The sequence below is a fragment of the Niallia sp. FSL W8-0951 genome (assembly GCF_038006525.1).
Classification (GTDB): domain Bacteria; phylum Bacillota; class Bacilli; order Bacillales; family Cytobacillaceae; genus Niallia; species Niallia circulans.
This window is the reverse complement of the sequence record NZ_JBBOVK010000003.1, coordinates 360239-385485: the sequence shown is the minus strand read 5'-3', so window position 1 is coordinate 385485 and position 25247 is coordinate 360239. Positions and strand designations below refer to the sequence as shown.

Genomic DNA, 25247 nt, shown 5'->3' with positions numbered 1-25247 from the left:
CTGTCATGCCGCACTCGCCATCGATTTTTTAGTCTTCTTTCTTTGCGACCTTTTAAATACATAGCTAACAATAATCGGACAGATAATGGCAGATACAACACATGCTGCTGCAACTTGAGCAGTAGCTGCTGGGGCTATAGAAGATAAGGTCGGATCTGCGGCTGCAACCACAGCTGGTGTAGCGACAGCATTCCCAGCAGTAGAGCCTGTTGCTAAGCCAACAATTGGATTTTCTTTAAATAATTTCAAAAGAAGATAAGCTCCAATTCCTGTAAATGCGGCTATTAATCCTAGTAATAATCCAGGTCCTCCTGCTTCTACAATGGTTCTAAGATCCATTCCTGCTCCTAATGGGAAAGAAAAGAATGGAATTAATAATAATTTACTGCTACCAAGAAACTTTCTCATGTCTGGATCAATATTTCCCAAAATCATTCCAATCAAAATTGGGATTAAGACACCTACAAGTGCCTGGAAAGGAATGGCTGCAAGTCCGGATGCTCCTAGTGCAACTAGCGTGAAAAATGGTCCGTCTTTTAAAGAAAATAATGCATATGCTCCTACATCTGTTTCATCACCATAGGAAGAAGCAAGCGATGCATATAATCCTCCATTCGCATTTAATAGGGCTGCAAGAATTGCCAATGGTGATAACCCTAATATTCCAGCAGGTCCAAAAAATATGGCGACTGCAATCCCTATCCCTGCCCCTACTATAAATTTACCTGTTAGTAAGATGGCACCCTTTTTGATTGCCTTTGGGGCAAGTTTGAAATTAATTTGTGAACCAATCAGAAACATAAATAAAGCAAGAATGGTGGATGATGCTTCCTTACTGAATAAAGCTGTTGTAAAATGGCCAATTTCTAAAAATTGCGGAAAAAATGTGTTAGTTAATACCCCTAAAAATAACGGTACAACCATCATACCACCTGGAATTTTATCAAGTGTCTTCTTAATTGGAATATGCATTTTAATCCTCCTAACAAAGTTTTTACTCCCTATCGACTTCCTTTGAGCCTTTATCAATATGTTTGAGATTGTTATGCTCAAACTGCTTTTGTTTTTTACAAGTTCATCTTACTCCCCTGTTAAACGCTTTCATAGTTTATGAAAGTTTAATAATTCTTTTTGTAAATAAAAAAAGTAAGCAGCCTTCATACTGCTTACAAAAAGTTTTTTATTCTGTGTTCTTTTAATCGATTATATTCATGTTGATAAACAGGTCTTCCAATCGTGCCATAGATTACCTTAACTTCCAGTATTCCTAAATCTTTTAAGAAATTTAAATACTTTCTAGCAGATACTCTTGATATACCTACTAAGTTCGCAGCATCATCGGTCGAAAAGGGTTCCTCTTTTAATTTTTGAACTGCTTCCCATACTTGTTTTAACGTATCCTTTGTTAATCCCTTCGGCAATTCTTCCACTGTCACAGTTTCTTCTCGATGCAAAAGAAGCGCATCCAACTCTTGTTGACTAATGGAAGCTTGCATATTGGTAATCCTAGTTTGTTCTAGATAAGTTGTCAGCGCTGTGTTAAATCTTTCAAACTCAAATGGCTTTATTAAATAATCGACTACACCATGTCTTAAAGCCTTCTTAATGCGCTCAAGATCAGAAGCAGCTGAAATCACGATAACATCAATAGCAAGATCATTTTTTCGTAGATAAGCTAATAGCTCCAGTCCAATCTTACCAGGCATAAAAATATCTAAAAGGATAAGCTCTATTTTTTCTTTTTTTAATAAAGAAATCGCATCATCTACTGAATTGGCGGTTGCAGTTAAATGAAACCCATTGATTTGAGAAAGGTATCGTTTATTAATTTCTGCTACCATCGGATCATCTTCCACAATCATCACATTAATCATTTTATTCATCCTCTGCTTTATATGGTATATATACGGCAAAAGTGGTGCCCTTTCCAGGCTTGGACGAAATAATAAGTTCCCCCTCTAGCCTTTCAATCGCCATTTCCAATAAATACAATCCAAATCCCCGATTATTTCCTTTAGTAGAGAAGCCTTTATCTAGCACTTTATTTTGAAGGGCATTCGTCATTCCTATTCCAGTATCTTTCACTTCGATGGTTAAAATTTCTTCTGCATAATCCAAGGTAAGATCTACCTTTTTGTTTATGCTGTCTACCATTGCCTCTATTGCATTATCAAAGATATTTCCGATAATCGTAATTAGTTCATTTGTAATCTCCGGGTCTGCTGGTTTTGGAAGGATATTTTCACAAGCAAAGGAAAGGGAAACGCCTGATTCTCTAGCAAAACTTAGCTTACCAATCAAAAACCCAGCAAGTACAGGATCTTGAACCTTCTTCGTAACAAAGCCTACCTCTGTTTCCCGGTGATTAACCGTTTCACTTACATAATTAGCAAGGGTTTCATATTGTTCCGTACGAACTAAACCAAGGATAACATGGAGTTTATTCATAAACTCATGCGCCTGAGCACGGAGCGCATCCGCATAATTGCGCACCCCTGTCAGCTGCTCAGCTAATTGCTGAACCTCTGTTTTATCACGGAATGTGGCAATAGCCCCAACTACTTGATTTTCTACCACTACAGGAACTCTATTTACCAAAATGGTTACCCCATGCAAGTTCTGCTCTTGATCCAAATCCATTTCACCGGATTTTATAATGCGTGTTAACCGAGTTTCTGGTAAATAATCTTCAATGTTCCTTCCAATAGCATCCTCCCCAATGCCCGCTTTTTGAAAAAGCTTACTAGCTGCCTTGTTCACAAGCGTGATTTTTCCCTCTTGATCAATGGCTATAATGCCTTCACGCACAGACTGCAGCATCGAGCTTCGTTCTTCCAGAAGCTTGGCAATAGCAAAGGGTTCGAGCCCTAACAGAATTTTTTTGAAATATCTCGCCAGCACTACAGCCCCAATTATGCCAATGAGAATTCCTATTAATGTCCCTATTCCAATCCCCATCCGTCCTTTGTGGACAGCTTCTGTTACACTCTTTAAAGAAATTCCTACTGCCACTGCACCAATTTGCTCTTCCTCAGCGTTTTTTATTGGCGTAAATGCCCGCATCGATTTTCCAAGCGTTCCTTTGGAAATAGAAACATATTCCTTTCCATTAAGTACTGGTCCTTCATCCCCTCCACTGAAATGCTTTCCAACTTTACTAGATTCCGGATGGGATAGACGGTTTCCGTTCATATCCATCACCACAACAAAGTTCACATTCGTTTGTGCTTTAATTTTATTGGCAAACACCTGTACATCTTCTGTATTTTCTCTGCCTTCAAGAACTTCTATTACTTGCGGAGTTATCGCCATCATCCTCGCAACATTCAGTGCCTTCTCTTTCTGTGTTTCTTCCACGCTGGAGGTAATACTATTACTGATAATCAAATCCGTAATGCCAAGAGACAATGCAACAACTATACATACAAAAATAATAATGCTAGCTTGTAAACTGAATTTGCCTTTTTTCATATTCTCCTCCAAAGTGTTATAGGGTTAATTGTTTTAGTCATACGTAAATAAAAAACTGCTGCGCTCAAAAAGGGATAGAAGCAGACTCCATTCTCTATCATAAAGGCTATCATTTAATAAAAGAGTTTCTATCTGTTGATATATATGGCCATGAAAACTAAAAAACCTTCCCCTGTTAAGAGAAAGTTTTTTTAATTTATTATATACTTAAATAAGCTATGGGGCCTTTTTGTAATTAAAAAAAGTCCTTCCTTACAACAAAGAAATGCTGTCATAGGTTGGTTTTGTTTTCATAAAAAATGATAAGTGTTCTTTTAAAAATGCCACATAACGGTCAATCTCTTCTACTGTAGAGTATGGCGAAATAGTGAAAAATTTATGCGCATATACAGGGATTTGCTTGTTTGAATTTGCTGCTTTTACTAGGCACTGCTTTTTTGTATTTCCAAAGAAGATCGTATCTCTTTCAGCACCGATTATTTCTGCAAACGCATCATTAAATTGATTAATTTCAATCATTTCCTCAGCAGTTAAAAGACCGTTCCTTTCTTCTATCCATTTTGGCTCTTCTGGATAAAAACGGAAAGTGGTAATCGGTGAAACCTCATTCGTAATGGCAGCATTCGGGATTTCTTTTGTCAGCGTCTCTCTAAATTTACTATTCACACGAATATAGTTAGCTAGCAGCTTTTGATAGCCCTCCACACCAAATGCTAATAACGATGCATAAATTGCTAACGCACTTCCCATTCTCGAACATTCTAATGTATAGCCTGTATGATAGCTGCCGTAACCACGATTGCCAACATAAGGAGTTTCCTCTTCGTCTAAATCAACATACTTAAGACTCTCTCTGTTTTTAACCAAAAATAAACTCGTAATATACGGTGTTTGTCCTAGCTTATGGAAATCAAATACCATACTATCAGCAAGTTTGATTTGTGTAAACTTCTGTTGATAGGATTGCAAAACTTCCTTAACATCTTCTGCCAATTGAAGAGGATTTCTCGCAAAATCATAATTATTAAAAAAGGTATACATTCCTCCCATCGCTGAGTCTGCATGAATATAGAGCGGGCTTAAACAATGTCTGCGTTCTAACTCCTCCGCAAGCTGCTTAATTCCCTTTATGTCATCGATTCCAAAGGTATCTGTTGTACCCATTGTTGCCAGAATATAAAGAGGCACCCCACCTTTTGCAATAACCTGTTCTATTTTCTCCTTTAAATCTTCAAGATTCATAGAATGATCTTGGTTCACCTTGACTCGAACCATATTTTCTACCCCAATTCCGGCAGCTTCTACCGATTTATATAAGCTGTAGTGAGATAGCTCCGAACAGAAGCAATAAAGATTTTTCGGAATGCCCATTAGGTTAGAGGAAGGAGCATAACGAGCAATAGCGAGGCGTAAAGAATTGAAAACAGCCCCTTGTCCTCCCCATGTTGTATAGCCCGCACTTAAATTTTCGTCATATCCGATTAATTTAGAAAGCATACTTGTGATTTCCACCTCAGCTGTAGCTGCGGCTGGACCTTCTACATCCCAAAGGTTATTGCCATTTACAAGCACCATGACTAAATTACCTATGATACTAGCAATATTCGGCAAAGGTGCTGCATTTGCCACATAATTACGATTGACATAGCGATGACCTTCTACCAATTTTAGAAGCTCCTTGATTACTTCATTGATCGACACACCTGCTTGAGGAACATTCGCATTTTGAATCACACGATTATAATAATCCTCTGTGTACTCTGGCATTTCTCCAAGTGTTAATTTGTCAGGATCCTTTAATTCATCTATTTTTGTTAAAATTGTCTTAAAGTAGGACAGCAATTCCTCTCGTTGAAAGTCATTTCCGTCCATACTAGGAAACAATTCTTGTATTTCCTTCATTATTTGACCTCCTGAATGCTTCTTATTATTTAACAAAGTAATAATCAACCTGATAGGCCTGCTGCGTCTAAGATAACGATAATTAGGACAATAGGAACAATGTATTTCAACAGGATGTAAAAAATACATATTCTTACCCTGCCAATCCTATTTTTGCTCTCCATTGCTCTTGTTGTGACATAATTACTCCCTTTCCACTTTTGCAGCATATACTCCCTTCTGCTAGAGACAAAAGTCCAAATAAAAAAGTCCACACGAAAGAGGACATAAAAAAGCAATATATTGCTTATTAGCAAATATCCAGCCTTTTTTGGCAACCCGGCTGCCATGGAAATTGGCCCGCAGCTTTGCGTCCTCATGTTTCAATGAGTTTGCTATTTTCAAAGGAATATAACAAAATACTGTTATTTACGTTAAAAGTGGAATGAAAGTAAAAGCTTCTCACAAGTTTGATTACCGATGAGAAGCTTTTTTTCTAGCTTAAACCGCTACACTAACATCACCTTCAGCATGTGGGTTTTGTGCTGATTCTTGATTCCACGTAGATAATAGTTTATCCACATCATTTTTCAATTCTAAAAGATTTTCGGCTTCTTGTACTAAATTTTGAATTGTTTGTAATTCATCATCGCTGATTTCGATTAATTCCTCAAACATTTCAACCGATTCCCGTGAGATAGAAGCTATCTGTACAATTGTTGCCATGATTTGTTGAGAAGCTGACGATAATTCTTCTGTACTTGCAGAAGAATTTTCATTATTTTCCGCAATAACCTTTGTCGTAGACAAAATCTGTTCAAACATTGTTCCAACCTCTAGAATGTTCGTATTTGTCTCTTTGAATTCTTCTGTGCCCTGCTGCATTGATTTGACAACTATATTCGTTTCTTCTTGAATATTTTTCACAATATTGGATACTTCTGAAGAGGACTGACGGGACTGTTCAGCCAATTTTCGTACTTCGTCTGCTACAACAGCGAATCCCTTACCGTGTTCACCAGCCCGAGCTGCTTCTATTGCTGCGTTCAATGCCAATAGATTAATTTGTTCAGAAATCCCTGTAATTACTTTTACGATTGTACCAATTTCTTTAGACTTTTCACCAAGATTATTTATCGCATGAAAAGTCGTATTGATTGTTTGGTTAAATTGCTTCATTTTCACTAAAGAGTCCTTTAACTTTTCGTCTCCCTCTTGCGTTAATTCTAACGTAGTATTGGACTGTTCAGAAATTTGATTGGATCTTATGGACAAATCTTCAATCGCCTGAGCCATTTCCTCCATTGAAAGGGCGCTTTCCTCTGTAGCGACTAATTGTTTCTGCAAACCTCTGCCAACCTCATCAATTGCAGCTCTTACAATGTCCGCCTTTTCCATCGCGTATTCACCGATCTCCGTTAAACTTTCTCCCTTTTTATGTACGTTTTTGGAAAAAGAAAAGAACTTTCCCCTCACATGCTCTAAAAATTCAATTACTTGATTAAAGGTAGCATGATAAGAACTTGCTCCTTCTACTTTGCTGCTCATATTACCTGCCGCTATTTCTTTCATCCCGTTCATTATTTCTTTATTAATATGAGGATGGTTTTTCAATGTAAAATATCGATAAGCAAAATACACGGTGGTAACCAATAAGATAACAATAATACCTAGCAATATAGCCTCCATAATAAATAACTCTCCTATTTATATATTTGTTTAGACATTTGAAATTTTAAAGTTCTTTCATAATGATATATGTGCCGTCTGCGATTGTTGCAGGAATATCTTTTAATCTACTATTTTCTTGATATCTATGAACAATATAATTTCCTTTAACATCTTTATATTTTTTCATATTGTGATATTTTTCCATTACACGTATAGACTTAGGATTAGTTGCTTCTCCAACAACAGCCTTTAATCCCTGTTCAGATGCTTTCGTTATTAATTTATTTCCTAATTGCTTAATAATTTCGTGACGCTCGTGTTCAGCAGTTACTCCTAACATAAATAAATGAAGTATCTCGCCATCCTGCAGTTCTTTTCCAGTACGCTGCTTATAATCTTCCATAAAGCGTTTATCTACATCTTCAAGAACATGTAGAATAACATTCATATCTAAAAAGGTGCCTTCAAATACATCTTCCCCAATAATCTCTGGCGCATTAGTATCTCCAGCAAGAACACCAACAACCTTTTGATTATTATCTATAGCGACTGCACAATATCCCTGCTCCACAGTAGCATCTATATAATCTTTCGTGAACTGATAGAAATCATCATAGCCTATATTTAATTGACCAACCATTGGCTCTTGAACCCATTTCCCAGCTATATCTACTCCAATAAATGAGCTTGCAAGACAGTCAGCAGCCTTTTCGATTAGATCCGTTTGTTCCTTTGTTATAATTTCATATTTATACGACATTTCTACCTTTTTCACTTCATAACTCCCCTTCAAATCCGATTAAAAACAGCTTTCTATTTACAACCTGGCATTACTTAGAATGAGATGCACGATCAATAAATGTACCTGCAAAATCAATTCTTTCTAGGGCATTTCTAATTTGCACTTGGGCAATTTTAGACGAAGGTTTAATTACAAGAACATCCTTAAAACCTAAGCTAGAGTAAAATTGCATTGTTTGTTCTAACTGAGGTACCACCTTTGATGGAACGGGCGTTTGATGAGTACCATCCACGACAAAAGTATAGTCTTTTTTGGATACTTTACTTATCGTATCCTGTAAATCAACCATATACCCCTCTGCGTCTTCCTCTCTCATCAACCCATGTACCTGTACACGTACTTCTTTTGAGTTTTCATCTATTTCCATTTTATACTTCTTTTTGTCTACAACAATCATCTCGAATCTCCTTTTCTATAAGTTTGTTTAGTTTATATTTTTTATTGTTCTCCCACGAATCCAAAGTAAAAATAAATAGCTATCCTAATACATAAATAGGGATAGCCAAATAATTGCTTAAAGTATACCTGGCAACCCGACTATCATTATCCAAGAGGATTTTAGACTCGTAGCTTTGCGTCCTTACCTTTCGATAAGTTTGCTTTTTTCAATTTCAGGAAAACAATAGTTCTAATAGCATGTATACATATTACTATTCCATTATAAGGAACTTGTCATTTTTTGTCGATACCAGGATTTTCTCTTCACATAAAAGAAACAAAAAATAGGTCTAATTACCTTGTGATTTCCAAACGATAATATTTGAAAATTCTCTCTCCTTGCGTATATAGTTAAAATGTATAAAAAACCCAATAAAGGAGTGAAGTTATGGGATTAAAAAGGAATTGGGCAGGTAATTATCAATATAGCACGACGAACTGGCACGAACCAGAATCAGTGGAGGAAATTCAACAATTAGTTTTAAAGTTAAAAAAGCTTCGTGTAATTGGAACTCGCCACTCATTTAATAACATCGCAGATTCAGACGAGAATATCGTCTCTTTGCAAAAACTGAATAAAGTTATTGCTATTAATAGGGAAGAAAAAACAGTAACTGTAGAAGCAGGAATGAAGTATGGAGATCTATGCCAAGTGCTTCAGCAGCATGGCTATGCCTTACATAATCTTGCATCCCTACCACACATTTCGATTGCTGGAGCTTGTGCCACAGCAACACATGGTTCAGGTAATCGCAATCAAAATTTATCTGCTGCAGTTTCCGCTATGGAAGTCGTTACAGCGGACGGTAGTATCATAACTTTTTCAAGAGAAAAGTCAGAAGAGGAATTACATGGTGCAGTCGTTGGATTAGGAGGAATTGGTATTGTTACAAAACTAACCTTAGCTATTCATCCAAGTCATCAAATGCGGCAAGATGTTTATGAAAATCTTCCATTCGCTCAAATAGCTGATCATTTTGATATCATTTCTTCCAGTGCTTATAGTGTCAGTCTGTTTACAGATTGGCAGAACGAAACATTTAATCAAGTGTGGTTAAAGAGCAAGCTGACAAATGACCAGACTTTTTCACTAGGTGATGACTTTTACGGAGCAAAAGCAGCCAAAGAAAATCTTCATCCAGTACGAGGAGTCGCTGCAACTAATTGCACGGCACAGCTCGGTGTTCCAGGAGATTGGCTTGACCGCATGCCACATTTCCGAATGGACTTCACTCCAAGTAAGGGACAAGAGCTGCAAAGTGAATATATTTTCCCGCGAGAACATGCCTATAACGCTCTTTGTGCCCTTAGTGACATTCGTGAATACATTGCACCCCTTTTATTTATTTCTGAAGTGCGGACAATTGCGAAGGACGAACTTTGGTTAAGTCCATCCTATAAACAGGATTCCGTCGCTATTCATTTTACTTGGCAAGATAAGTGGAAAGAAGTTCAGCAAGTACTCCCGCTAATCGAATCCAAGCTCGAGCCTTTTCAAGCAAAGCCACATTGGGGGAAGCTATTTACTACTGCCCCTTCCAAAATACAATCGCTATATGAAAAAATGCCCGCATTCCAGCATTTACTTATGAAGTATGACCCACAAGGTAAGTTCCGCAATACTTTTATGAATAGGTATATTTTTAACGAACAGAATTGAATCCGTTTACAATAAAATGTCGCTAGGCTGCTTCTAAACTAAAAAGCAATGGATGCTTAATCTATTGCCCCCATTGCTTTTTAGAAAATATAAATTTTTTCATCCTAAATCTCAATAATAATCGGAAGAATCATCGGCTTTCTCTTTGTTTGATTAAATAAATACTGGCCAACTGATTTTTTAATATTTTGTTTCATTACATTCCATTTATGAATATTCTCTGATTGCAAGTCATTGACAGTCTTTTTGACCAAACGGTTTACTTCCTTCAGTAATTCATCAGAGTTACGGGCATAAACAAATCCCCTCGTAATCGTATCTGGGCCAGAAATAATCTTCCTGTCGCCCTTGCTGATGGTGATAATAACAACAAGCATCCCATCTTCCGATAACTGCTTTCGATCTCTTAACACAATATCGCCAACATCCCCAACACCCATCCCATCTACATATGTGTCTCCTGCTGGGACAAAGCGTGTTTGACGGGCTACTCCATTTTTGATATCGACAACTTCTCCATTTTTAATAATAAAAGTATTCTCTTTTTCCACTCCCACTGATTCTGCTAATATTCGATGATGGTAGAGCATACGAGATTCTCCATGAATGGGAATGAAGTAGGTTGGTTTCATTAAGGTTAACATTAGCTTTAAATCTTCTTGATAACCATGACCGGAAACGTGCATACCGGTTGTACTGCCAGAACCATAAATTACTTTTGCCCCAAGTTGAAATAAATTATCTATGATTTTAGAGACGTCTTTTTCATTTCCAGGGATTGGAGATGCTGCTAGAATCACGGTATCCCCCGGATATATTGTAACATCGCGAAAGTTCCCACTTGCTAAACGTGACAAAGCAGCCATTGGTTCTCCTTGACTACCTGTACAGAGAATGGCAACTTTTTCTACTGGCAGTTGATCTACTTGACTGACATCAATTAACATTCCCTCCGGCATATGAAGATAGCCACGTTCTATAGCAACGTTCACCACATTTACCATACTGCGGCCAAGCAATGCTAATTTACGATTCGTTTTTATAGCAGACTCTACTACTTGTTGTATTCTATTAACATTCGAAGCAAATGTCGAAATGAAAATTTTCCCATCTGCTTTCATAAAGGCTTCATCTAAATGAGAACCAACCATTTGTTCAGAAGGAGTTAACCCCTTTCGTTCTGCATTTGTGCTCTCTGATATTAATGCTAAAACTCCCTGCTGCCCGATTTCCGCCATTTTATGTATATCAGCATATTGGTTATTAGCCGGGGTTAAATCAAATTTAAAGTCACCTGTGTGAACAATATTTCCTTCTGGGGTGTGGAAAACAACTCCAAGACAGTCTGGGATGCTGTGACTTACCTTAAAAAAGGAAACTTGCACTTCTCCAAACTCTAGCTTGGAGCTAGAATCAATAGTTATTAATTTTGTCTCTCCGTTTAGCTTATGCTCATTGATTTTAAGCTCTATTAAACCTAAGGTAAATCTTGTAGCATAAATAGGAATGCTTAATTTCCTTAGAATATAGGGGATTCCACCAATATGGTCTTCATGACCATGGGTAACGATTAAAGCTTTTATTTTATCTTGATTCTCCTCCAAATAGGTTATATCTGGAATTATTAAATCAATACCCAATAAGCTTTCATCAGGAAATTTCCCTCCACAATCAATAACAAAAATTTCATCCTGATATTGAACGACATACATATTTTTTCCGATTTCATTTATTCCGCCTAATGCAAAAAACGACAAAGCATTCTCATCCACTTTCATTATTCTCCTCCTTATCGCACTAAATATTGTTATTATTTCTTTTTTATTTAGCTTTCATGCAAAAAGAAGAGAAACACATCTATTGCTTAAGAAACTTTAAAGAAAAGGCTCCTGCAGAAAAAGAAAAAACCCCAATAAGGGGTCTTAATCCAAAATTCACTATTTTAAGTTTTTTATGCCAGTTTCTAATACTTCCATTTGCCATAACGTTTGTTCGTCTGTTATGGTCTTATCTTCCCCATTTATAATCGCTTTGTATAAATCATCATACACTCTTCCATAATCGCCGTTTACCGATTTCACTGTTTCTTCATGGATTGTCCCTTCATCATCAATGTAGGTTAATACTCCATAGTGTTTTATCGTATCTATCCCGAAATCTTTATTATCCGGCATGTAAAATAATTTTAAATGTTCCTCTTGACGATCTTTTGTTTCTTTCACAAAACATCCCTTTTTTCCATGAACGACAAAGCTTGGTCTTTCTTTCAATCTAAAATAACTAGACTTTACAGACACTTTCATCTTCCCATAATATAAATCTAAATCAAAATAATCATTCATTCTTCCTTGTCCTAATAATTGCCTTACATCATAATGAATATGATCAGGTTTGCCAAAATAGCTGATGACCTGATCAAGCGTATGGCAGCCATGTCCATATAAAAATGACTCCGCAGGATTAAAAGTCTCTGCAGATTCTGGCACTTCCGGACGGTAATAATCATAATGCATTTCCACTTCCAGCAAGTCCCCTAATTTGCCTTCTTCGATGACCTTCTGCACAGTCAGAAAATCACTGTCAAAACGTCTATTTTGATACGCCTGCACAATTAAATTCTTTTCTTTCGCCAATGCAAATATTTCTCTGGCCTGCTGGGCAGTTTCCATAAAAGGTTTTTCAACTAAACAGTGTTTATTATGTTCTAGTGCTAATTTAGTGTATTCAAAATGACTGTCATGTCTTGTGCAAATAACAATTAATTGAATGTCTTTATCATTTAGTAATTCATTTAAATCAGATGTATAATTGACTCCTGCAATTCGATCCCAGCTTTCATGCTTTGGATTTCTTTGATAAATTGTTTTTACCTTGATATTCTCTCTTTGTAATACAAACGGCAGATGATATCTGTTTGTGCTTTTCCCATTTCCAATATAACCAATAGTAAGCATAGCAGCCTCCTAAAAATTTATTTATTATACTATTTATCCCATTTTTCTTTCTATTTGTCATGTGAAAAGCACCTCCTAAAAAAATCATACTAGGAGGTGCTTTTCTCTTTTATATTGTCTTACTTACATTAAGTGAATTAGGTGGAATACAATACCTACCACGAATAAGCCAAGAATCATAACGATTGGAGAAACTTTCTTTCTAAGCAGCCACATACAAAGAAGTGTTAACAATAATCCAGCTAAACCAGGAATTAAGCTATCTAAGTTACTTTGTAATGTTGTTACTTTTATTGGATCTAATGAAAGACCAGCAGCTTGCTGTTCCAAGGCGGTTTTAATCCCCTCTGCTCCAGCAGGTAATTTATCCCAATCAATATAAGCACCTTCATCAAGCTCTACTGACGATACTACAGGGGTAAATTTGACCGATACCCACCGGTTTACGAGTGCACCGAGGATAAACATCCCGAGAATCGATGCCCCTTTTGTAATGTTTTGCAGCAACCCACCAGATAAGTCATCCGTAATTTTTGAACCAGCTTTGTAGCCAACTTCTTGTGTATACCAAGTGAATCCCATGCGGATAAGGTTCCAAGCAAAGAAGTAAATAATTGGTCCAAGAATATTACCAGTTAAAGCAAGAGAAGCAGCCAAAGCACCAAGGATTGGCTTCACTGTAAACCAGAAAACTGGATCTCCAATACCAGCTAATGGTCCCATCATTCCGACTTTAACCCCTTGAATTGCTTTATCATCCACTGGTGCTCCATTGGCACGCTCTTCTTCAAGCGCTAATGTTACACCAAGAATAGGTGAAGCGACATAAGGATGTGTATTAAAGAACTCTAAGTGACGTTTTAGCGCTTCCGCACGATCTTCTTTTGATTTATATAATCTTTTTATTGCAGGAATCATGGCGAATGCCCAACCACCGTTTTGCATACGTTCATAGTTCCAAGAACCTTGAATAAACGTGGAACGCCACCAAACCGAAATACGATCTTTTTTTGATAATTTAAATGCTTTTTCCATTTTCTGTCCCCTCCTTCTTAGTAATTATCGATAATATCGCCTAGTGGATCACCAGTGTTCCCATTTCCGCCATTACCAGAGCCGCCTTTGTTAGAAAGCGCAAGATAGATAAGAGCAAGAGCCACACCGATAGCCCCAAGACCAATAAGTGTAATTTGTGAAACAGTCGCTAATACGAAACCAATCGCAAAGAATGGCCATACTTCTTTTGTAGCCATCATGTTAATAACCATTGCGTAACCAACAGCAACAACCATTCCCCCGCCGATTGCTAAACCGTTTGTCAACCAATCTGGCATAGCTGTAAGTAAGTCACTCACAGGACCTGCCCCAATAGCGATAATTAACGCAGCTGGTATAGCAATACGTAATCCTTGTAAGATGATCGCAAAAATATGCCATAGTTCAACTTTTTTAATGTTTCCTTCTTTCGCCGCCGCATCCATCAAATGTACCAATCCTGTTGCAATTGTACGAACGATGATAGTTAATAATAAACCAGCAACTGCAAGTGGAACTGCAATCGCAATGGCAGAGGATACACCGGCATCCCCTTGACCGCTTAAAACTAAAATAATGGCAGATGCAACTGATGCTAATGCAGCATCCGGTGCTACGGCAGCCCCAATGTTCGCCCAACCTAAAGCGATCATTTGAAGGGTACCACCTAAGATAAGACATGGTACTAATTCTCCTGTAACTAAGCCGATTAACGTACAGGCAATGATTGGTTGGTGAAAGTGGAATTCATCCAGGATTCCTTCAACACCAGCTAAAAACGCTACAATAATGACTAATAATATTTGAATCATATTCAAATCCATGTTTATTAATCCTCCTTTTTCTTTGATATTCGGATTATTTTCGTCTATTTAACTCTTCTTGTGCTTTCTTGATTATTTCATCCATATTACCTTTTGAATCATTCGGAACTTTACGTACATCGAAGCTTAAACCAGCTTCTTTTAACTTCGCAAATGCATCAATATCGTCTTGGTTAAAAGCTAACACCTTATTCGGTTGAACTTTACCAGGTGAGTGTGCCATAGAACCTACGTTGATTGTCTTCAATGGAACACCACCCTCAACTGCTCTAAGAGCATCCTGTGGATTTTCAAATAGTAGTAAAGCGCGTTGACCACCAAAGTGTTGATCATCTTTTGCAAGTTCGATCATTTTTTTCACTGGAACAACATGTGCTTTTACTCCTGGAGGAGCAGCTTGTTGGATTAATTTCTTACGAAGTTCATCCTTCGCTACTTCATCAGAGACAACAATAATACGGGTAGGCTGTGTCGTTTTTGTCCAAGCCGTTGCTACTTGCCCATGAAGTAAACGAGAATCAATACGTGCTAACACATATTCAAATTTTCCAGGAGCACCTGCACTTACTGGCTGAGCAGTCGTATTAGCAGCTGTTTCTGCTGGTTCTAAAGCTTCAGGTCTTACTTTAACTCCTTCTTTAGCTGTTCCTAAAATATGTGCGGCAATTTCATGTGCAGTGTTCATTGTAAAGCGTGATGCATAAGCTTCAATCAACATTGGTAAGTTCATACCAGCAACAATTGCCCATTTTTCATTGTGTTCTTCAAACAAGCTATTGGCTTGGTTGAAAGGAGTTCCACCCCAAAGATCAACTAAGAATAGTACTTCGTCTTGGTTATCGAAAGAGGCGATTGCTTCTTGCATTTTTGCCTTTACATCTGCAGGTCCTTCGCTTGGCATCAATGTAACAGCTTTTACATTTTCTTGCTCTCCGAAGATCATTGCTCCAGATTGCAAGATACCACTGGCAAATTCACCGTGACTAGCAATGATAATTCCTACCATCTTTTTACCTCCCATTATTATTTTTACAGCTATCAAGCTGCATTTTTCCAACTCATCTAAAGCGATTACATATAAGCGATTACAGTGTTTGATAAAAATAAAAAAGGCATGAGTAAAAAGTCGATTTAAATGAATTTATAGGTATAGAATGCCCCTATTCTCTTCATTCAATCATACTTTTTTACTCATGCCTGATCGAATCAGTAACACGTAAAATAATGACGATAGTTATTCAATTTATTCTGTAAACGCTTTAAACGGAGTAATTAATATCCTTCTGCTTCACTTTAGTAAGCTTGCAAAAAAAATTATAGCACACTGGATTTTCTCTTTCAATAGGGAAATTTATTTTTTTGATTCCGCTATCATTTTCTTAAAACCTCTCTCAAAAACAATGCTGAGATTCCTAATTGCAATATATTTTTTTCCTCTATCCTTTCTACTGCGGATCTGTTATTTTTTCGACTTACCCGTTAATCCGCGTTTAATAACATCAAAGAAACTCAACGATTGAACCATACGCTTCGGATCAACATACTCACGAATTGCTCGTAAAACTTTTTTCGGGTCTTTAGAAGAAAATGTATACGTCCCATTTCGCTTCGTTTGGATAGAATAACGCGGGATCCATTTCCCCTTGAACATGATGGAAGCAATTACATAATCTACCTCTTCCCAAGGAATCTGGATAAACTTGCGAGCATCACGGCTATTAAAGAATTCAAAGCCCTTGTCCCCAATCATAATCTTCCCATATTCTGAGATTCCTGTGTGTGAAGTTGCATTCATAACTAAATCGACTTTTGTATTAATTGATTGGACCATTTGTTTACTCCATTTCTATCTTTTAATACTAATAATTATACGTGTTTTTTTGCTTTAAGCAAATACTCTGGGAGAGTTCACATTAACTTAAGAATTTAGATTATGCAATTAAGAAGCTATTGTATTCAGCGATATCTTTAGAATTACTAGCAAATAGTTTTGATGATGTTGATCAAATATTGGAAGTGGAATGCTCCACTTTAAATATTGGTTGGGAATGCTCCAATCTATATGTTCACGGATAATTATTATTTCCGAACGTATTTAAAAAAAGTTTGAAATCATGCGTGCCGATTTTACAACATCGACACGCATGGAGAGTATTTTTAGGGCTGTCTATTTGACCATAATAGGACTAAAATTGGTTTCGCTTTTTTCTTTTGATCAGGAAATGAGGAATTAATATCAGATACGATATGCATAAAATACAAATCATAACCAAATCGCTATCTTGTTTATTTTTCAGCCTTCCTCAATCGGTGATGATCCATTAGAGGGTGCTCCTAAATGTCTCTACAATATGCTCTACTGTAAATCCATATTCCACCATTAATCTATTTGCTGGAGCGGATGCACCAAAATGATCAATGGTAATCATTCTTCCATTATGTCCAATATATTCTCTCCAACCTAAACTAGAGCCTAATTCGATTGCCACACGTGCAGTTATATGACTAGGAATCACCCTTTCCTTATAATCTGCTGGTTGTTGTTCAAAAAGATCCCAGCTTGGCATACTTATAACAGAAACATATATGCCTTCCTTTTCTAACACTTCTTGTGCATCAAGAGCAAGGGTTACTTCTGAACCCGTAGCAAGTAACAGACCAACTACTTTTCCTTTTGCTTGTGATACAACATAAGCGCCTCTTTTTACCCCTTCATACACTTGTTCTTGATCAGCCTTAAGAGTTGGAAGATCTTGGCGAGTTAACACTAAAGCAGTCGGATGGTCTTGACTTTCAAGTGCTAAGCGCCATGCTGCCGCCGTTTCCTTCGCCTCTGCTGGCCTAATGACTGAAATACCAGGCATTGCCCTTAATGCCGCAAGATGCTCGATTGGCTGGTGTGTCGGCCCATCTTCCCCGACTGCAATACTGTCATGTGTAAATACATAAGTAACTGGTAACTTCATCAGTGCGGCTAAGCGAATCGCTGGGCGTAAGTAATCAGAGAAAACAAAAAAGGTTGCTCCAAATACTTTCACTCCACCGTGAAGAGCCATCCCGTTTAATGCGGCACCCATTGCAAATTCACGAACACCAAACCAAATATTGCGTGCTTCATAACCATCTAACGCAAAGTTCTTTTCCGATGAAATCAAAGTTTTATTAGATCCTGCAAGATCAGCTGAACCACCGATCATTTGTGGAATGGCATTTGCTGCTGCATTTAATACTCTTCCTGAAGATTCCCTCGTTGCTATTTTTAATCCTGATTCAAATATAGGCAGATCCTTTCGCCAGTTTATAGGAAGTTCGCCTTTTACAGCACTATCAAATTGCGCTGCAAGTTCAGGATAGGTTGCTTTGTACTCCTCAAATTGTTCATTCCACGCTTGCTCTATGGCTTTTCCTTTTTCTCTGATACTCGCAAAATGCTTTTCTACTTCTTCTGGTACAAAAAATGGTTCTTTTGCTTCCCACTGATAAGCCGCTCTCGTTAATTCAATTTCTTCTTTCCCAAGAGGTGCACCATGACTCGCCGAGGAACCAGACTTATTAGGTGAACCAAAACCAATTGTTGTTTTAACCTCAATTAAAGTAGGTCGTTCTAAATCTGTCTTTGCTTCTTTCACTGCCTTTTGGATAGCTTCAATATTATTACCATCTTCTACGCGCAGGACTTGCCATCCATATGCTTTAAATCGATCTGCTACACTTTCAGAAAAAGATAGATTGAGATTCCCGTCTAGTGAAATATCGTTAGAATCATATAGCACAACTAAACGACCTAGCTTTAAGTGCCCTGCTAGGGAAGCTGCTTCCGCAGATACCCCTTCCATTAAATCCCCATCGCCACAAAGACTATATGTAAAATGATTTATTATATGGAAATTCTCCTTATTATACCTTTCAGCTAGATGACTTTCTGCCATTGCCATACCAACCGCCATCGCGATACCTTGACCAAGCGGGCCTGTTGTCGCTTCTACTCCTTCTGTATGTCCATATTCAGGATGTCCAGGTGTTTTGCTTCCCCATTGACGGAAATTCTTTAAATCCTCAATCGTCAGCCCATATCCGAATAGATGAAGCATACTGTATAGCAGGGCTGAACCGTGACCAGCCGACAGGATAAAACGATCACGATTCAGCCATTTAGGATTAGCAGGATTTATATTCATTTCTTTTGCCCATAACGTATAAGCCATTGGAGCAGCCCCCATTGCAATTCCTGGGTGACCAGAGTTCGCTTGTTCAATTGCGTCAATGGATAATAATCTAATAGTGTTAATAGCTAATTGGTCAATCAATTGGTTTGTAGTCAATTTAATAAAGCTCCTTTATTTTTTAAATTGTTTGTTTTTCTGAATATCTATTATTTATTTAAAAGGATTTTACAATGAATAAAGAGGCGGGTTTCCTTCCCCCACCCCTTTAAAAAATTAGGATTCTACTTCTTTCCCAGTCATGTCCTTGTAATCTTGACACATAATTTCCCATGACTTTTCAATATCTTCATTTACTCCAAATAAGCCACTGCGGCCGACGATATAAATGTCAGGACCAGCTTCATCAATTCTCTTAAATGTTTTTCGACTAGAGGAACCATCCATTTCAATAACATATTGATATCCCTTTTTGTCTCGTAATTCTCTTAATGCTACAATTTTATCTAATGTGCTTTCGATAAAACGCTGCCCGGCAAACCCTGGATCCACTGTCATAATGGTTATTTTATCTACTAATTCAATATATGGAAAAATTGTTTCAATAGGCGTTTCTGGATTCAGTACTACTCCAGCTTTTAACCCAGCATCATGTATTTGATCAATTAAACGAAAAGCTAAACCATCAAGTACTTCCGCATGCATGCAAATCCATTCACACTTTAAATCAATCAATTGTTGAACCCAGAAACTTGGATTTGTAACCATAAGATGGGCAGACATAGGTAAATCACTTATCTTCCGTACTTCCTCGATAAACCAAGGGGATAAAGTAATATTCGGCACATAATGCCCATCCATAATATCAATATGATAAGAATCTACATGCTGATTTAAAAATGTGATTTGTTCTTTAAATTTATCTAAATCCATAGTCATTAAGGATGGTGAAAATCCTACTTTTTTCATCATTTGCTAAACCTCCACAAACCTGCTATTTTCTTTAAATTAATGCTCTTTTTTTAAACCAAACTTATTAACTAATAAAACTTAGCTTTACTGGTATATCAGTTAATGGTCCGTGCATTTAGTTAAAGAATTTGTATATCATCTAAATCAATATCTTCCTCTTCCACTTCTACTTGTTCGTCTTCTTTTACGTTTTTCTTAATTAAGGCAAGCGCTAATCCTGTAACGACTACATTCACTAGAATAGCTGCAACACCCGCCCAAGGATTGGACATAGTTGGTAACATAAATACGCCGCCAAATGGTACTGTTGCATCTGCTCCTAACACCATTGTTACTGCTCCGCCAGCTGCTCCTCCAATGGCTACAGCTGTTACAGTACGAACGATATCATTCATAACAATTGGGATTACCCCTTCAACGATATTAACAACACCCATTGGCACCGCTGACTTTAATGTCTCTACTTCTGATCGAGTATAAATATTTTTCTTAAAGACTTTTGCAATAAAGTAAGCTAATCCAAATCCAATTGGAGTTGCTGTATTTACTAATTGTAAAGCTGTGATCGGCCCATTAATTCCTTCTGCCTGCATGGTTAATACGAAGGCAAACACAGTCTTGTTAATTGGACCGCCAAAGTCAATTCCGCTCAATAGACCAACAATTCCGCCGAATACTAATAAAGAGGAGGTTCCTAAACTGTTTAATGCATCTGTTAATAAGGATGTAAAGGCAGCAATCGGGATACCGATAATGTATACCATGATTAATCCACCAATAATGGATGTGAAGAATGGAACAATTAGGGTTGGCATTAACCCTTTAGCCCAGCTAGGAACTTTAAAATGTTTTATAATTGCTATAGCAAGATAACCTGATAAAAATCCTCCCAAAATACCACCAATAAATCCAGCACCAATCGCGTTAGCAGTTAAACCAATAATGAATCCTGGAGCTATTCCTGGTTTACCAGCAATGGAATAAGAAATCCCTGTTGCAATAACGGCAGGTAATAACCCTAAACCTGCTCCACCCATTGTTGCTAATGCATCCCATATGTTAAATTCCCCTTGTACTAAGGTACCTTGACTAGTCCCGCCAAAAGCCATACCAATTGCGATTAAGAAACCTGCTCCACAAACAATTGGAATCAAAAATGAAATTGCTGTTAATAAATGGCCTTTTAAATTTAATTTTTTTACTCCACTCATTATTAACCCTCCTTTTAATTAAAGACCTCTCTCCATAAATTTCTTAGCTACATAAAGCTTCTTTCACATCTTCCGCATTTTTGGATTGCAGCATCTTCTTAATGACTTCATCATTTCCTAGTTTTCTAGCAAATAATGATAATAATTTCAGATGACTTTGTGCTCCGTCATCGTTTCCAACAGCAAACAGAATGATTCCTTTTACACCCTTTCCATCGAGGCTCTCCCAAGCAATTTCCTCTTGCGTTATACCAATGGCTACCCCTATTTTTTCAACAGAATCGCTTTTACCATGAGGAATAGCAATATAATTGCCTATCCCAGTCTGTCCGATTGCTTCTCTCGCATAAATATCCTTTGTGAACTCTTCGATATCTTTAATGTACTTGTTTTCAAGTAACACCTCAGCTAATTCCTGAATAGCTTCTTCTTTACTTTTAGCGCTCATGTTGGTTTTGATTGTATTTATATCTACAATGTTGTTTACTTCCATCATTCTCTCTCCTTTTACGATTATTTCTTTTGACTTACAACCTCTGCTGCTTTTTCAATTAGTTTATTTGGTGATTTAACAGCTATCTCTGTGGTGACTTGGATAATTCGCTTTCCGTCAAACCGTTCTCTTCCTGCGATTTTGACATCTGTAGCCAAAATTACGATGTCTGCTTCAGCTATTTGCTGTTGCGATAATTCATTCTCTATTCCAATCGTTCCTTGTGTTTCAATATGAATTTCATGACCTGCCTTCTTTCCAGCATTCTCTAATTTTTCCTGTGCGATATACGTATGGGCAATCCCAACTGTGCAAGCTGCAACTCCAACTATTTTCATGATTATTCCTCCTAATATCCTATAATTTCTTCGCTGAATTCTTCTTCTTCATGACTTTTCAATAAGCGGTTTAGATACTCTTCATCTGCAAAAGATCGGATAAATGAAGAGATGCGTTTCTTTATATTAACGCTTTCATTTTTCTTTAATAAAATAATAATCACTAGACAGATATCTTTTGACTGATCCCATGTTATGATTGGATTTACTAAACGAATAAATAGAATTTGACTTTTCTTGAGTTGATCACTTTCAATATGTGGCAGCATTACATGCTCTGCGATTAACGTACTGCCTATTTTATCTCTCTCATTTAATTGATGGATCACTTCCTCTTTTGATATAGGATTATCTTGTGAAACAATCTTAGAAATAAAAGAGTAGACTTCTTCTTTTGTTTTTAACTCACAATTAAAATAAACTTGATAGATTGAATTAATATCCATGGTAAATTTCCTCTATTTTTCCCTGAAGTCTCTTCTGATCATCCATTGTAAACATTGCACTCACTAATAAATAAGGAATAGCTACTTCTTCCTTCATATGAACTGTACTTAAAATCAATTCAGCATCTGAGTACTTCTCTTTTAATATCTGTGTATTTCGTGATGCCACTACATCCACTATTTCTAACTCGGGGAATTTCTTGGAAACCTTTGCTCTTAGAAGTTCTGAAGTTCCAATTCCCGTTGTACACATGATTAATGTTTTGATTGGATGCTGATATTGTCTCGTTTCCAGCGCCTTTGCAAAATAGAGGGTGATAAAACCATTTTCATCATCATTTATCGCTGGTAAGTTGAATTTTTCACTAATCGATCCAGAAACCTTCCTTACCCCCATAAATACTTCTTCATACGTCAACTTAATCTGACTTAACAAATTATTTTTAACCCGAATCTTGTGCTCCAATCGATTCAGCATTGGTTTAATATGATTGGCTAAATCGACAAATATAGACTGACACTGGCTGTCTATATCCATTCCTAAGCTGGTGCTCATTCCTTCAATATAGGCCTTCGTTACTCTAATCACTTCTGATGAAAAAGTAGAAGTAATAGCATGCGATCCCTGCATTCTTGATGACACTAGATATTGATAAAGAAAATACACTTCCATATCTGGCAAAGGACTGTTCAAATATTTCTCGATATTCTGCACAATCATCTTAGCAAGCGGATACAAAATATCTCGCTGCATGTTTTCCATTTCTTTAGAAGAAATCTCATCAGTAAATAACCTGATAGGAACTTTCCTTGATCGGCTCAAAAGTATATATAAATGAGAAAAAATATTCACATTATATGGATAAGGAATCGTTATGTTTAAATCCTCTTCCATCTTTCTCAATTGCTCCAATATAAATAAGACATCGTATTGATTAAAATTTAATTTCGGATTCCGCTTTAAATCATCAATATCAATAATATGAAAGATCTCAATAATATCTTTAATTGCCTTCCTAATATTCACTTCATCCCCAAGAATGGCTAAAGTTCTATTTTTTCGCTCTAAAACTAAATTGTATTTTTTTAGCTCTTCACTCATTATTTGTTCATCATTAAAAGCAACAGAGTCTCCTACATAATAGTCACTAAATAAATGATAAACATTTATAGGTTTCGGCGAAGACAATAATAGTTGTTCCATTATTCGTTTACGTCTCTCTTGAGGAGAAAACTGCATTTTCTTGTCTTTATAATTGCTTTTTTGTGCATGAATAAATTTTTCGTAATCTAGTTTATATCCTCTCCCTCTTTCAGATATGATTAAAGGGCCATCCTCGTACTCGTCATTAATTTTATTTACTAAACGATAGACTGTTTTTTGAGAAACATTTAGTACTTCAAGGAGTTCCTTCGAAGTAACATATCCTTGAGTCTTTGAAAGAAACAGTAACAGATCTTGTTCATAATTACTTTTAGAACTCATCTCCTTGCCTCCTTGCTATTATATTAACCTATACAATAACATACGCTTCGCTGGAAAATGACCGTTGCAACGGTCATTTTTTCATAGAATCTTTAGGTGATTTCTTTCCATCGTCAGACTGACAAAGCATTATGCATAAATGGTTTATGGTGGACAAAGCCCTTCTACACCTGTAGTGTGTTTATTCATGTTATAAAAAGAAACAGAGACGCCTAATAAGTTCAGCGAACTTATTAGGCGTCTTTTTTTTAAACATTGATACCGTCATATCCTTTCTACAGGAAGATTCCTTTTTAGTAGCTTATATTTCTTAAGATCACCAAAAATACAAAAATAAAATAAACCCTGCCATTTGGCAAGATTTTATTTATACTAATTCTTTTAAATTATGATTGTAAATCCTGCGAATTTTTTCTATTTGGTTGATATAGGGTTTTCATCTTCTTCCATGTCCGCACAACTTTGATTAATAGCAAATTCTGTTCCTTTCATTATATAATACCATTCCTAAAATTGGTCCTCCAGATGCACCTATTCCAGTCCATATTACATACGCTGTTCCCATTGGATTTCCATTACATAGGCAAGTAAAATAAAACGTAAGCCAAACCCTGAGCTAAATAAACCAACTATAGTCTAGAAGTTCTCGTCAACATACTTCTTTATTGATCATCTCTTACTCTCCTTTCTGCGGATAAGTTTTGTACTGTTCATTTAAGTTGATTTTTGTATAAAATTTACTTTCTATTAAAATAATTACAACTTATAATGTATTTAAAACTATACTAAGGAGAAAGAAATGAATTATGAAAACATCTACCCCATGCCCTAACTGTAATAAATCTCTTACAATCGAACATTTTGAAGATTTTCCATCACCATTTAATATGAAATGCCCGCATTGTAAGGCCAAGTTAAAAGAAACGAAGATGACACCAATATTAATTTTAGTAGCAATAATCATAATTCCTCTCTTTATTTTACTTGGTGTCACTGTCAAAAACATTTTAACTAACTTCTTTCCTGTTGTGGAAAAAATCCCCACAGCAATAATTTTCCTAGCATTTTGCTATCCCGTTTATGCTTTATATGAAGCTTTCAATGCTGTTATTATCTTTAAAGGGAATCTCCAATTAAAAAAACGTCAGTAATAATAGAAGCGTGAATTCTCTCACGCTTTTTGTATTAAATTAGAGCTTTTCTTTCCGATTGCACAGCTGTTATCTACTTTCCTTACGTTTAACTATTAGCTTTCGTCCATCACATATTTCCGTATCTAATTCTTGTTAATTTCATGAAAACGATGTCTTCATTTTCTATATCAAACAAAAACACCATACTCCCACGACATCGTCTAAAACCTTAGCCAACTTTACTCCTCCTTGCTTCACTTTAGTTATCT

The 25247-nt window shown here is 36.7% G+C and carries 23 protein-coding genes, 1 pseudogene and 2 riboswitches; of the genes and pseudogenes, 2 read left to right on the top strand and 22 right to left on the bottom strand.

All coding sequences use genetic code 11. The features are described from left to right. Positions 1-3: 3 nt before the first annotated feature. The 8 genes from NSS71_RS24250 to NSS71_RS24215 all read right to left on the bottom strand — a co-directional run bounded on the left by NSS71_RS24250 (position 4) and on the right by NSS71_RS24215 (position 8222). Positions 4-972 (bottom strand): 2-keto-3-deoxygluconate permease, encoded by a 969-nt coding sequence (locus tag NSS71_RS24250; RefSeq protein ID WP_095323059.1) that lies wholly within the window; start codon positions 970-972, stop codon positions 4-6. A 194-nt stretch (positions 973-1166) separates the two neighbouring features. After that, on the bottom strand, positions 1167-1874 hold the full coding sequence (locus NSS71_RS24245) for a response regulator (RefSeq protein WP_336044546.1): 708 nt from the start codon (positions 1872-1874) through the stop codon (positions 1167-1169). A 1-nt stretch (position 1875) separates the two neighbouring features. Beyond that, entirely contained in the window at positions 1876-3471 is a 1596-nt protein-coding gene (dcuS, locus tag NSS71_RS24240) for a DcuS/MalK family sensor histidine kinase (protein WP_336044549.1), read from the bottom strand. A 252-nt stretch (positions 3472-3723) separates the two neighbouring features. After that, entirely contained in the window at positions 3724-5373 is a 1650-nt protein-coding gene (locus NSS71_RS24235) for a pyridoxal phosphate-dependent decarboxylase family protein (protein WP_341152107.1), read from the bottom strand. Positions 5374-5417: 44 nt separating this feature from the next. Further along, positions 5418-5582: a hypothetical protein gene (locus tag NSS71_RS24230; RefSeq protein WP_336044551.1), complete on the bottom strand. Its 165-nt coding sequence runs from the start codon at positions 5580-5582 to the stop codon at positions 5418-5420. Between the two features lie 100 nt (positions 5583-5682). Continuing rightward, positions 5683-5759, bottom strand: a riboswitch (cyclic di-GMP riboswitch). Between the two features lie 94 nt (positions 5760-5853). Continuing rightward, entirely contained in the window at positions 5854-7041 is a 1188-nt protein-coding gene (locus NSS71_RS24225) for a methyl-accepting chemotaxis protein (protein WP_047943349.1), read from the bottom strand. Positions 7042-7087: 46 nt separating this feature from the next. Continuing rightward, positions 7088-7798 (bottom strand): hypothetical protein, encoded by a 711-nt coding sequence (locus tag NSS71_RS24220; protein ID WP_235844557.1) that lies wholly within the window; start codon positions 7796-7798, stop codon positions 7088-7090. 55 nt (positions 7799-7853) lie between these two features. Then, positions 7854-8222 carry a hypothetical protein gene (locus NSS71_RS24215; protein ID WP_047943348.1) on the bottom strand — a complete coding sequence of 123 codons (369 nt, stop codon included), beginning with the start codon at positions 8220-8222 and terminating at the stop codon, positions 7854-7856. A 127-nt stretch (positions 8223-8349) separates the two neighbouring features. Further along, a riboswitch (cyclic di-GMP riboswitch) is annotated at positions 8350-8436 on the bottom strand. A gap of 215 nt (positions 8437-8651) precedes the next feature. Between NSS71_RS24215 and NSS71_RS24210 the strand changes: the two genes are divergently transcribed. Beyond that, positions 8652-9923, top strand: a complete 1272-nt coding sequence (locus NSS71_RS24210; RefSeq protein WP_061801103.1) for an FAD-binding protein — start codon at positions 8652-8654, stop codon at positions 9921-9923. Positions 9924-10027: 104 nt separating this feature from the next. Here NSS71_RS24210 and NSS71_RS24205 read toward each other — a convergent pair whose 3' ends face one another. The 14 genes and pseudogenes from NSS71_RS24205 to NSS71_RS24140 form a co-directional block, all read right to left on the bottom strand. Then, on the bottom strand, positions 10028-11701 hold the full coding sequence (locus tag NSS71_RS24205) for a ribonuclease J (protein WP_047943346.1): 1674 nt from the start codon (positions 11699-11701) through the stop codon (positions 10028-10030). Between the two features lie 159 nt (positions 11702-11860). Beyond that, complete coding sequence (locus NSS71_RS24200; RefSeq protein ID WP_047943345.1) at positions 11861-12877, bottom strand: oxidoreductase; 1017 nt, start codon at positions 12875-12877, stop codon at positions 11861-11863. A gap of 123 nt (positions 12878-13000) precedes the next feature. Beyond that, complete coding sequence (locus NSS71_RS24195; RefSeq protein WP_047943344.1) at positions 13001-13912, bottom strand: PTS system mannose/fructose/sorbose family transporter subunit IID; 912 nt, start codon at positions 13910-13912, stop codon at positions 13001-13003. 17 nt (positions 13913-13929) lie between these two features. Beyond that, entirely contained in the window at positions 13930-14736 is an 807-nt protein-coding gene (locus NSS71_RS24190) for a PTS mannose/fructose/sorbose transporter subunit IIC (protein ID WP_047943343.1), read from the bottom strand. 34 nt (positions 14737-14770) lie between these two features. Next, the gene (locus NSS71_RS24185) at positions 14771-15742 is read right to left on the bottom strand and encodes a mannose/fructose/sorbose PTS transporter subunit IIA (RefSeq protein ID WP_047943342.1); all 972 of its coding nucleotides are present in this window, start codon (positions 15740-15742) and stop codon (positions 14771-14773) included. Between the two features lie 453 nt (positions 15743-16195). Further along, positions 16196-16567 carry a DUF956 family protein gene (locus tag NSS71_RS24180; protein ID WP_047943341.1) on the bottom strand — a complete coding sequence of 124 codons (372 nt, stop codon included), beginning with the start codon at positions 16565-16567 and terminating at the stop codon, positions 16196-16198. A 490-nt stretch (positions 16568-17057) separates the two neighbouring features. Next, positions 17058-19058, bottom strand: coding sequence for a transketolase (gene tkt, locus NSS71_RS24175; protein ID WP_336044553.1), 2001 nt, complete (start codon positions 19056-19058; stop codon positions 17058-17060). Between the two features lie 117 nt (positions 19059-19175). After that, a complete protein-coding gene (alsE, locus tag NSS71_RS24170) occupies positions 19176-19868 on the bottom strand; it encodes a D-allulose 6-phosphate 3-epimerase (RefSeq protein ID WP_047943392.1) in 693 nt (230 codons plus the stop codon). Between the two features lie 122 nt (positions 19869-19990). Beyond that, entirely contained in the window at positions 19991-21082 is a 1092-nt protein-coding gene (locus NSS71_RS24165; protein ID WP_047943339.1) for a PTS fructose transporter subunit IIC, read from the bottom strand. A 43-nt stretch (positions 21083-21125) separates the two neighbouring features. Next, positions 21126-21578 carry a PTS sugar transporter subunit IIA gene (locus NSS71_RS24160; RefSeq protein WP_235850147.1) on the bottom strand — a complete coding sequence of 151 codons (453 nt, stop codon included), beginning with the start codon at positions 21576-21578 and terminating at the stop codon, positions 21126-21128. A 17-nt stretch (positions 21579-21595) separates the two neighbouring features. Further along, positions 21596-21913, bottom strand: coding sequence for a PTS fructose transporter subunit IIB (locus tag NSS71_RS24155; protein WP_047943337.1), 318 nt, complete (start codon positions 21911-21913; stop codon positions 21596-21598). Between the two features lie 11 nt (positions 21914-21924). After that, positions 21925-22359 (bottom strand): PTS sugar transporter subunit IIA, encoded by a 435-nt coding sequence (locus NSS71_RS24150; protein WP_047943336.1) that lies wholly within the window; start codon positions 22357-22359, stop codon positions 21925-21927. Then, on the bottom strand, positions 22349-23845 hold the full coding sequence (locus NSS71_RS24145) for a BglG family transcription antiterminator (protein WP_047943335.1): 1497 nt from the start codon (positions 23843-23845) through the stop codon (positions 22349-22351). Before NSS71_RS24145 ends, NSS71_RS24150 begins: the two co-directional genes overlap by 11 nt. Before the next feature lie 487 nt (positions 23846-24332). Continuing rightward, positions 24333-24469: pseudogene (locus NSS71_RS24140) on the bottom strand (SMR family transporter); the annotation flags it as partial. 182 nt (positions 24470-24651) lie between these two features. Between NSS71_RS24140 and NSS71_RS24135 the strand changes: the two are divergent. After that, entirely contained in the window at positions 24652-24996 is a 345-nt protein-coding gene (locus NSS71_RS24135; protein WP_047943334.1) for a hypothetical protein, read from the top strand. Positions 24997-25247: the final 251 nt, after the last annotated feature.

What these genes read in the sequence shown, in the direction of transcription:
- NSS71_RS24200 (WP_047943345.1), bottom strand. Translation starts at nt 12,877, where the DNA reads ATGCTTACTATTGGTTATATTGGAAATGGGAAAAGCACAAACAGATAT.
- NSS71_RS24215 (WP_047943348.1), bottom strand. Translation starts at nt 8,222, where the DNA reads ATGATTGTTGTAGACAAAAAGAAGTATAAAATGGAAATAGATGAAAAC.
- NSS71_RS24145 (WP_047943335.1), bottom strand. Translation starts at nt 23,845, where the DNA reads ATGAGTTCTAAAAGTAATTATGAACAAGATCTGTTACTGTTTCTTTCA.
- dcuS (WP_336044549.1), bottom strand. Translation starts at nt 3,471, where the DNA reads ATGAAAAAAGGCAAATTCAGTTTACAAGCTAGCATTATTATTTTTGTA.
- NSS71_RS24135 (WP_047943334.1), top strand. Translation starts at nt 24,652, where the DNA reads ATGAAAACATCTACCCCATGCCCTAACTGTAATAAATCTCTTACAATC.
- NSS71_RS24190 (WP_047943343.1), bottom strand. Translation starts at nt 14,736, where the DNA reads ATGGATTTGAATATGATTCAAATATTATTAGTCATTATTGTAGCGTTT.
- NSS71_RS24195 (WP_047943344.1), bottom strand. Translation starts at nt 13,912, where the DNA reads ATGGAAAAAGCATTTAAATTATCAAAAAAAGATCGTATTTCGGTTTGG.
- NSS71_RS24245 (WP_336044546.1), bottom strand. Translation starts at nt 1,874, where the DNA reads ATGATTAATGTGATGATTGTGGAAGATGATCCGATGGTAGCAGAAATT.
- NSS71_RS24165 (WP_047943339.1), bottom strand. Translation starts at nt 21,082, where the DNA reads ATGAGTGGAGTAAAAAAATTAAATTTAAAAGGCCATTTATTAACAGCA.
- NSS71_RS24235 (WP_341152107.1), bottom strand. Translation starts at nt 5,373, where the DNA reads ATGAAGGAAATACAAGAATTGTTTCCTAGTATGGACGGAAATGACTTT.
- NSS71_RS24205 (WP_047943346.1), bottom strand. Translation starts at nt 11,701, where the DNA reads ATGAAAGTGGATGAGAATGCTTTGTCGTTTTTTGCATTAGGCGGAATA.
- NSS71_RS24155 (WP_047943337.1), bottom strand. Translation starts at nt 21,913, where the DNA reads ATGAAAATAGTTGGAGTTGCAGCTTGCACAGTTGGGATTGCCCATACG.
- NSS71_RS24185 (WP_047943342.1), bottom strand. Translation starts at nt 15,742, where the DNA reads ATGGTAGGAATTATCATTGCTAGTCACGGTGAATTTGCCAGTGGTATC.
- NSS71_RS24160 (WP_235850147.1), bottom strand. Translation starts at nt 21,578, where the DNA reads ATGATGGAAGTAAACAACATTGTAGATATAAATACAATCAAAACCAAC.
- NSS71_RS24210 (WP_061801103.1), top strand. Translation starts at nt 8,652, where the DNA reads ATGGGATTAAAAAGGAATTGGGCAGGTAATTATCAATATAGCACGACG.
- NSS71_RS24180 (WP_047943341.1), bottom strand. Translation starts at nt 16,567, where the DNA reads ATGGTCCAATCAATTAATACAAAAGTCGATTTAGTTATGAATGCAACT.
- NSS71_RS24225 (WP_047943349.1), bottom strand. Translation starts at nt 7,041, where the DNA reads ATGGAGGCTATATTGCTAGGTATTATTGTTATCTTATTGGTTACCACC.
- NSS71_RS24250 (WP_095323059.1), bottom strand. Translation starts at nt 972, where the DNA reads ATGCATATTCCAATTAAGAAGACACTTGATAAAATTCCAGGTGGTATG.
- NSS71_RS24230 (WP_336044551.1), bottom strand. Translation starts at nt 5,582, where the DNA reads ATGCTGCAAAAGTGGAAAGGGAGTAATTATGTCACAACAAGAGCAATG.
- NSS71_RS24150 (WP_047943336.1), bottom strand. Translation starts at nt 22,359, where the DNA reads ATGGATATTAATTCAATCTATCAAGTTTATTTTAATTGTGAGTTAAAA.
- alsE (WP_047943392.1), bottom strand. Translation starts at nt 19,868, where the DNA reads ATGAAAAAAGTAGGATTTTCACCATCCTTAATGACTATGGATTTAGAT.